General features: G+C 69.8%; 9 protein-coding genes. 2 read left to right on the top strand and 7 right to left on the bottom strand.

From position 1 onward, the window contains the following. The coding region (locus tag ACH5AC_RS37535; RefSeq protein WP_398866855.1) for a recombinase family protein at positions 1 to 1,596 on the top strand (1,596 nt) is incomplete at its 5' end. Between the two features lie 432 nt (positions 1,597 to 2,028). Continuing rightward, positions 2,029 to 2,268 (top strand): helix-turn-helix transcriptional regulator, encoded by a 240-nt coding sequence (locus ACH5AC_RS37530; RefSeq protein WP_398866854.1) that lies wholly within the window; start codon positions 2,029 to 2,031, stop codon positions 2,266 to 2,268. A gap of 95 nt (positions 2,269 to 2,363) precedes the next feature. On the opposite strand, the gene ACH5AC_RS37525 is transcribed toward ACH5AC_RS37530, so the two are convergent. The 7 genes from ACH5AC_RS37525 to ACH5AC_RS37495 form a co-directional block, all read right to left on the bottom strand. Further along, positions 2,364 to 2,528, bottom strand: a complete 165-nt coding sequence (locus ACH5AC_RS37525) for a hypothetical protein (protein WP_398866853.1) — start codon at positions 2,526 to 2,528, stop codon at positions 2,364 to 2,366. Continuing rightward, a complete protein-coding gene (locus ACH5AC_RS37520) occupies positions 2,525 to 3,154 on the bottom strand; it encodes a hypothetical protein (RefSeq protein ID WP_398866852.1) in 630 nt (209 codons plus the stop codon). The genes ACH5AC_RS37525 and ACH5AC_RS37520 overlap by 4 nt, the downstream gene beginning before the upstream one ends. Positions 3,155 to 3,323: 169 nt before the next feature. After that, entirely contained in the window at positions 3,324 to 4,580 is a 1,257-nt protein-coding gene (locus tag ACH5AC_RS37515; protein ID WP_398866851.1) for a multiprotein-bridging factor 1 family protein, read from the bottom strand. 143 nt (positions 4,581 to 4,723) lie between these two features. Continuing rightward, positions 4,724 to 5,017, bottom strand: coding sequence for a hypothetical protein (locus ACH5AC_RS37510; RefSeq protein ID WP_398866850.1), 294 nt, complete (start codon positions 5,015 to 5,017; stop codon positions 4,724 to 4,726). Next, on the bottom strand, positions 5,014 to 5,385 hold the full coding sequence (locus ACH5AC_RS37505; RefSeq protein ID WP_398866849.1) for a hypothetical protein: 372 nt from the start codon (positions 5,383 to 5,385) through the stop codon (positions 5,014 to 5,016). The genes ACH5AC_RS37510 and ACH5AC_RS37505 overlap by 4 nt, the downstream gene beginning before the upstream one ends. A gap of 19 nt (positions 5,386 to 5,404) precedes the next feature. Then, the gene (locus tag ACH5AC_RS37500) at positions 5,405 to 5,557 is read right to left on the bottom strand and encodes a hypothetical protein (RefSeq protein WP_398866848.1); all 153 of its coding nucleotides are present in this window, start codon (positions 5,555 to 5,557) and stop codon (positions 5,405 to 5,407) included. Next, positions 5,558 to 6,469: an N-acetylmuramoyl-L-alanine amidase gene (locus ACH5AC_RS37495; RefSeq protein WP_398866847.1), complete on the bottom strand. Its 912-nt coding sequence runs from the start codon at positions 6,467 to 6,469 to the stop codon at positions 5,558 to 5,560. Between the last annotated feature and the right edge of the window lie 57 nt (positions 6,470 to 6,526).

Raw genomic sequence — 6,526 nt, 5'->3', positions numbered from 1 at the left:
TCGCTCAATCTCCGGTACGCACCTACACTCTTCGGCATGGTGGTGAAGCCGAAGCAGGCAGCTGTGTACTGCCGTCTGTCGTACGCCCCGGACGGGTCGCTGGAAAAGGTGGAGCGGCAGGAAGCGGACTGCCGGGAGCTCGCGGCGCGGCTGGGCTGGAAGGTGTCCGAGCGGCACGTGTTCGTCGACAACTCACGGTCGGCGTGGCAGCGGCGCAGGAAGAGGCCGGCGTGGGATCAGCTCCTGGCGGCGGTGGAGGCCGGGGAGATCGACGGCATCGTCGTGTATCACGGCGACCGGATGATCCGGCAGCCGTTCGACCTCGAGACCCTGATCAACCTCGCGGACAACAAGGGGCTGCGGATCTCGTCTCCGTCGGGCACACGGAACCTCGACAGCCCCGACGACAGGTTCATCCTGCGGATTGAGGCCGCCCAGGCGTGCCGGGAGTCGGACAACATCAGCCGGCGCGTGACGCGCGGTGTGAAGGCCCGGGTGGCGAAGGGGAAGCCGGGCACGGCGGGCGGGAAACGCCCGTACGGGTGGGGTGTGCAGACGGGCACGCGGACGAAGACGGACCGGGCCGGCAAGGAGATCCGCGTGCCGGTGTTCGACACCTCCCTGCCGGTCGAGCGGGAGATCAAGTTCATCCGCAAAGGGGTCGAGCGGATGCTGGCCGGGATGGGCCACGCTGCGGTGGTGCGGTGGCTGAACAGCCAGGGCGCGGTGACGACCGAGGGCAATCCGTGGACGGCGAAGTCGTGGAGGAATGTCGTGCTGGCCCCGCGGGTGGCGGGGCTGATCGAGCACGACGGGAAGCTCCACAAGGCGGCATGGGACGGCGCCGTGTCGGTGGAGGTGTGGGAGGCCGTCAAGGCCCTGTACGCGGCGAGCGCGGCTGAGTCCCCCTACCAGGGGCGGGAGCGCAAGTACCTGCTGACGGGCATCGGGGAGTGCTTCCGGTGCCACAAGGGCGCTGAGGGGGCCTGCAGGGGTGAGCCTTGTCCCGGTCCGCATCACACCGTGAGGTCGAAGCCCACGGGCGGCCGCAACCGCAAGGACTCGCGGATCTACTTCTGCCCGGTGTGCAAGGGCGTCGGCCGTAACCTCGAGCTGCTGGACGCGTACGTCGAGGGCCGCGTCCTGAGGTTGCTGTCGAGCGACGGCTTCAAGGAGGAGCTGGCCCGGGTGACCGCGGCAGAGAGCGGCGCGGACGTGCAGACGCAGATCGCGGCGCTGAGGGCGCGGCGCAAGGCGGTGGCGGCCCAGTTGGAGGAGCTGGCCGACCATCCGGACGTGGATGCGACGCTGTCCACGCTGGCGGTGGCGTCGTTCGACCGGAAGATCGCAGAGCTTGAGGCCCAGCTGGCGGTGCCGGCGCGGCTGCGCAGGATCGCGGACCTGGTCGGGATCGGGCGGGACGAGTGGAAGGCCCGGCCGGTGGATGTGCGGTCGACTGTGGTGCGGGACCTGTTCCGGGTGGTCATCCTGCCGACCTCGTGGCGTGGTCCTGGGTTCGACCCGTCCAGCGTGCGCCTCGAGCGGCGTCCCCTGGGTGCTCCCAGCCCGGAGGAGGGCAGCCGGAGCCGGGGATGAGACGGAAGGCAGAACGTTTCTGCTCTGCGGCTTCGGCCGCTTCGGCCTCTTCGTAGTCCGTCCGCGCGGCTACCGTGGCCCGTTCCAGGACTCTGAGCATCCTCCCGCGTTGCTCAGAGTCGGATTCACCCAGGGCGGTGGAGAGAGCGGTTTCCAGCACGCTGAGGCGTGCCATGAGACGTGTGTCGGGCTGCATAGGCATCCTTACGCCGGTAGCGCTTACCTGCCGTCGTTGAACGGTGACCGATTGTGCCACTGGCACGTGTTTTCGGTCTACAAAATGGCTCGAAACATGCCCCGCACCCCGTTTAGCGGCGCCGAAGCCGTACCCACACCTGCAGCGGTGAGCATCCCGGAAGCCCCCCTCCAAGATCGAAAAAAGCGGAATAAATTCCGCTGACTCATGCTCACCCAGGTCACAGCGTTTGTCGAGTGCCCCGCGACCTGCCCACTGACGACGACTGGATCACCGAGCGCCTCATAGCCGCAGGCCGGAGGATCCAGGAGGAGCGGGCCCGCCAGAATCTGACCCAAGAGGCGGTCTACCTGGCCGCCCGCGTAGACCGGCGAACGTTTCAAGCCGTCGAGGCGGGCCAGGGCAACCCCACTGCCACCACGCTCCTCAAGCTCGCGTACGTGCTCGGGATACCGCCGGAAGATCTCTTCAGGTGAGCGGCCGCCCCACGACGGGGGCGCAGGGCGGCCGCGTTCATCCCGCTGCCGGCGCGGTCGGCGTCGCGGCCGGCAGCGGGGGCTGTGAGAGCCCGTCAGCCGCGCGGCGCGGGCGTCTGGTTGGTCTGCCGCGGGGGCTGCCGGCAAAGGTCCTTGTGCTGGTACACGGTGGCGGCTACGCCGGTTCCCACCTCGGGGATGTACGTGTCGTACGGCTCGTCGGGATCGATCGGCTCGTCGCAGCGACCGCAGTACCTCATACGGGCCTCACCACCCGGTGCGCGCGGGACATCGCCTTACGCAGGCCCTCGAGCGTGCCCGGGCACGCCGGACCGGTACCCGTGGGCTTGCAGTTCGGGCACAGCACGGAATGGTCCAGGAGAGCCGCGAACGCCGCGCGCTCGATCAGCCGCGCCACCAGAGTCGGCTCACACAGCACGCCCATCGACGGCATCGGCACCGCCCAGTACGGCGAGAACGAGTCCGGGCCCGTGCAGTCCGCCCGGGGCACGCCGAGGTGGGCGTCACGCCCGAGGACACCGACCTCAAGGGGCGCCCACGCGGGCGTAGCGTCCTGCCAGGCGTGGGGGGTGCCGGCGGGGACGAGGCAGTAGTACGCGAGGCTGCGCGGGTCACAGATGACCGGCCCCCCGCCGAGGACCTCGGCGAGGAACGCGTCCACGTCGCGCGACGGCGCCGTGTCCGCGTCCGTGAGCGGCAGCACCAGGCGGCCAGGCAGCCGTACGGCGGACATGATGCCGCCGAGGGACAGCAGCGCCACCCCCCTGTCGGTCCACTCCTGGCGGGCCAGCTCGCGGTCCCTGGCGGCAGAGAGCAGCCACTGCTCGACGGCGAGGTGCCGGTCGGCAGTGGAGTGAACCAGCACCCCGGGCTCTGTTTGCACGGGGCGCAGGGCCCCCTGCCTTTCTCCAGCGGTCACAGCAACTCCCCGCGTCAGTGATCGGAATGTCACCGACCGTAAGTGCGCGGAGTGCTGGCAGCAGGTACAGTCCCTACCCCCATACAAGGGGGTAGGGTTCCTACCTGCTAAACGATCACATGGGGACCCCGAGATCGCTCGCCAGGGTTCGTGCGTCGTCGCGCACCAGGCGCGGCCCGCTCTTCACCAACTCCGGCAGAACGCTCCTCGTGTGCAGGTTGAAGCGGATCGTCTCCAGCGACTCCTGACGCGCCTTACCAAGCAACGACACTGCGGCGACGCTTTCGCCGAGCATGTGGTAGGCCCGGGCGGTCTCGATCAGGTGGTACGAACGCCGCGTTGCCGACGGGATCGCGCTCAGCTGAAGGGCTTCCGCCGCCTCAAGCGCCTTACCGGGCTGCATCAAGTCGTTGTGGATCGTGATGGCGTAGCCGTCGACGACGCCCTGCCCGAAGATCAGGTAGGGGTGGGCGTAGGTCTTGCCCAGCTTACGGGCCGCATCACCAGCCTTGTCCCAGTAGCGCAAGGCGTCGCCCTGCTGCCCGGTCTTCGCGTACGACAAAGCTGCGGCGAGGTAGAGGAGCCCGCGGCGGGCGATGTGCTCCGGGTCGTCCTGCTCGCGCAGGAGTGCGGCCGCCTGCTCGGCGAGATCGACACGTGCCTCTGCCGCTTCACCGGCGTCACGGTGGACGTGGTTCATGTACCAGGCTGCACCCGCGATCGCCCTGGGACTATCCGCAGACTGCGCCGCCGCCATCGCCCGGTCACCGGTTAGCGTGACGAGGTCCGGGACAGGCTGGAAGGAGAGGTACAGCTGGGCAAGGTGGTACGTCTCGGTCAGAGCCACCAAGGCACGCCGACGATCGGCGCCTTCAAGGACGCGGGCGGAGTGCTGAGCGTCGGCCAGGAGCGACGGCAGGAGATCGGCGATACGGGACCGGTGCCCTTCAGTGCCGCGGCGGACGGGGTGCTCCTCGTCGGCGGCGTGCCAGAGCTTCCAAGCGGACCGGACGCGGGCGGCGAGAACCTCGGCGGGCTCCGGCTCACAGTCGGCGACCTTCAACTGATAGGTGGTGAGGGCTCGTTTGACGGTCGGCAGCTTGCCGTGCGTCGCTTTGGTGTAGGTGGCTGTAGCAATGCGGTCATCGCCGGTCAGCTCGGTGATGTCTTCGATGCCAAGGGCGTGAGCCAGGCGGATGAGCTTGGGAAGGCGGGGCATCCCGATACGGCCGTTCTCAATGGCCTTGACCCACTCCACTGACTGGTCCATGACGCTGGCTACGTAGGCGCGGGTCCTGCCGCTGCGTTCGCGGGCACGCTTGACGCGCTGACCGAAGGTGAGAGTGGATGCGGTGGCAGTCTGCTCGGGCATACTGGTGCTCTCCGTTCTGTGGTCGCACTCAGAACGGTACGCCGATCGGCCCCCGCTGTGCGGGGGCCGTGGCGTTTGTTGACGCCCAAACACGAGACGCCCCCTGTACGGCCCGTGGTGGGCCGTACAGGGGGCATCGTGGGTCAGGAACTGCTGTCGGTAGGAAGCCGGGTCTCCACCCGCGTGATCCGATCCTCATGGTCGTTCAGCCGCTGGTCGTGCTCACCGAGCCGGTGCATGACGCCGGGCCGCGCCGGAACACCAGGCCGGCCCTCCGACCCAGCCCAGTCCTCCCACGCCTGATCGACCCGGTCAGCGATCCGCAGCACGGCCCGCAGCACACGCCACAACAGCGTGCCCAGCCCTGCGATCGCGACCAGGCCCACGGACCATGCCACCACGGAGTCGACCGGCCCCACGCCGGTCGCGCCGCTCATCCCGACCGCCCTGCACCGTCGCCGCCGCCGCTGTCGCGGAGCGTGCGTCTCAGGAAGTCCTCGAACGACCGATCCCCGCACCCCAGCTCGACGGGCACCCGGCCCGCCGCCGGCTGCTCGTACGCCGGCGGCCGCGCCAACCCCAGCAACACCCCCGCCACGACCTGCAGGGGCCGCCACGCGAGCCGCTCGGCCAGGGCCTCGAGCCCGCGGAACGCGGCGTAGTAGACGGCGCCCAGGCCCACGGTGACGGCGGCGGCCGCCATGGTGCTGTCCACCGGGATCCCGAGCCACCCAGTAGCGGCCAGGACCAGGGCAACCCCCCACGGCGTCAACGTCCGTATGAACGACGTGAACAGGTTCTTCATAATCCAGCCCCTTCCCGGGTCAGACATCGATGAGGATCAGGAACGCGTAGCCGAGCCACGCCAGGACAGCTACGACGACGCCCACGATGAGGGCGAGTTGGCCGAGACCGGTGAGGGCATAGGTGCCGGCACCCGAGGCGCCTCCGAGGACCAGGCCGAGCAGGAACGGCATTCAGTCCACCACCTTGAATCCGTGCTTCAGGCCGAGCCGCCTGAGGCTGTCCCGTCCGGGGATCCCGTCCGCTGCGGCCCCCCGGTAGCCACACCGCAGCTGCCACCGCCCGTACGCCCGCACGGTCGCCGTCCCGAAGTGCCCGTCCATGTACGGGCGGGCGAGGAGCCCCTCGTCGACGAGCGCGGCCTCCACCAGCCGCACCCCCGCCCCGTACGTCACCGGCGTCCCCGCCGCCGGCGGGTTGCTCCTGGCGGCCGCGATCAGCCGCGACAGATCCACACTCGGCGTGACCGGCGCCGGCGTCGTCTTCGGCGGCGCACTCCCAAGCCGCTTCGCGATCCGCGCCCGCAACGCCTGCCAGTCGACCCCGCGCGGGTCGACCTTGCCCGGCTGCCAGTCCAGATGCCGCAGCACCGACCCAGCCGTCCACCCATGCGCACGACACAGCGCGGCCGCCGCCCGCTCGATCGCGTCCAGCTGCACCTCCGGCCAGGGGTCCTCGCCGTCACCGAGGTTCTCGCACTCCATGCCGTAGAAGTGCCGGTTCCCGTCGGTGTTGGCCTCGTCGTCGACCGGCAGCTGCTGCTCGGCGATCACGGCACGCAGGACGTCGTCGTCACCGAGGCCGGCATGGTTGGCGCGGCCGTTGCCGATCAGGTGCACGTCGCCGTCCTTGGTGATGACGATCTGACACAGCGGCCCCGGCAGACCGGAATAGCCGGTCTGGCAGATCGCCACCGTACGCTCCGCCCCCGAGGTCACCGTGTGGTGGACCATCACCCCGTGCACCGGCCCCCACGGGCCCTTGTGGTTGCGGTTGTGGGTGCGCCAGCCGTCGTGCTCGACGACGACCAGGCCCTCACGCTTCAGCGCGGTGAGCAGCTGGTCAGCGGACAGAGGGGTAGCCATGAGCCCTCCTCGAGGCATGAGAAAGCCCCGGGCCGGGTGGCGCGGGGCGGACGGCGG

Source organism: Streptomyces sp. NPDC018693, assembly GCF_044391385.1.
GTDB lineage: Bacteria > Actinomycetota > Actinomycetes > Streptomycetales > Streptomycetaceae > Streptomyces.
Note: the sequence above shows the minus strand (reverse complement) of the source record. Positions and strands in the feature narration are given on the sequence as shown.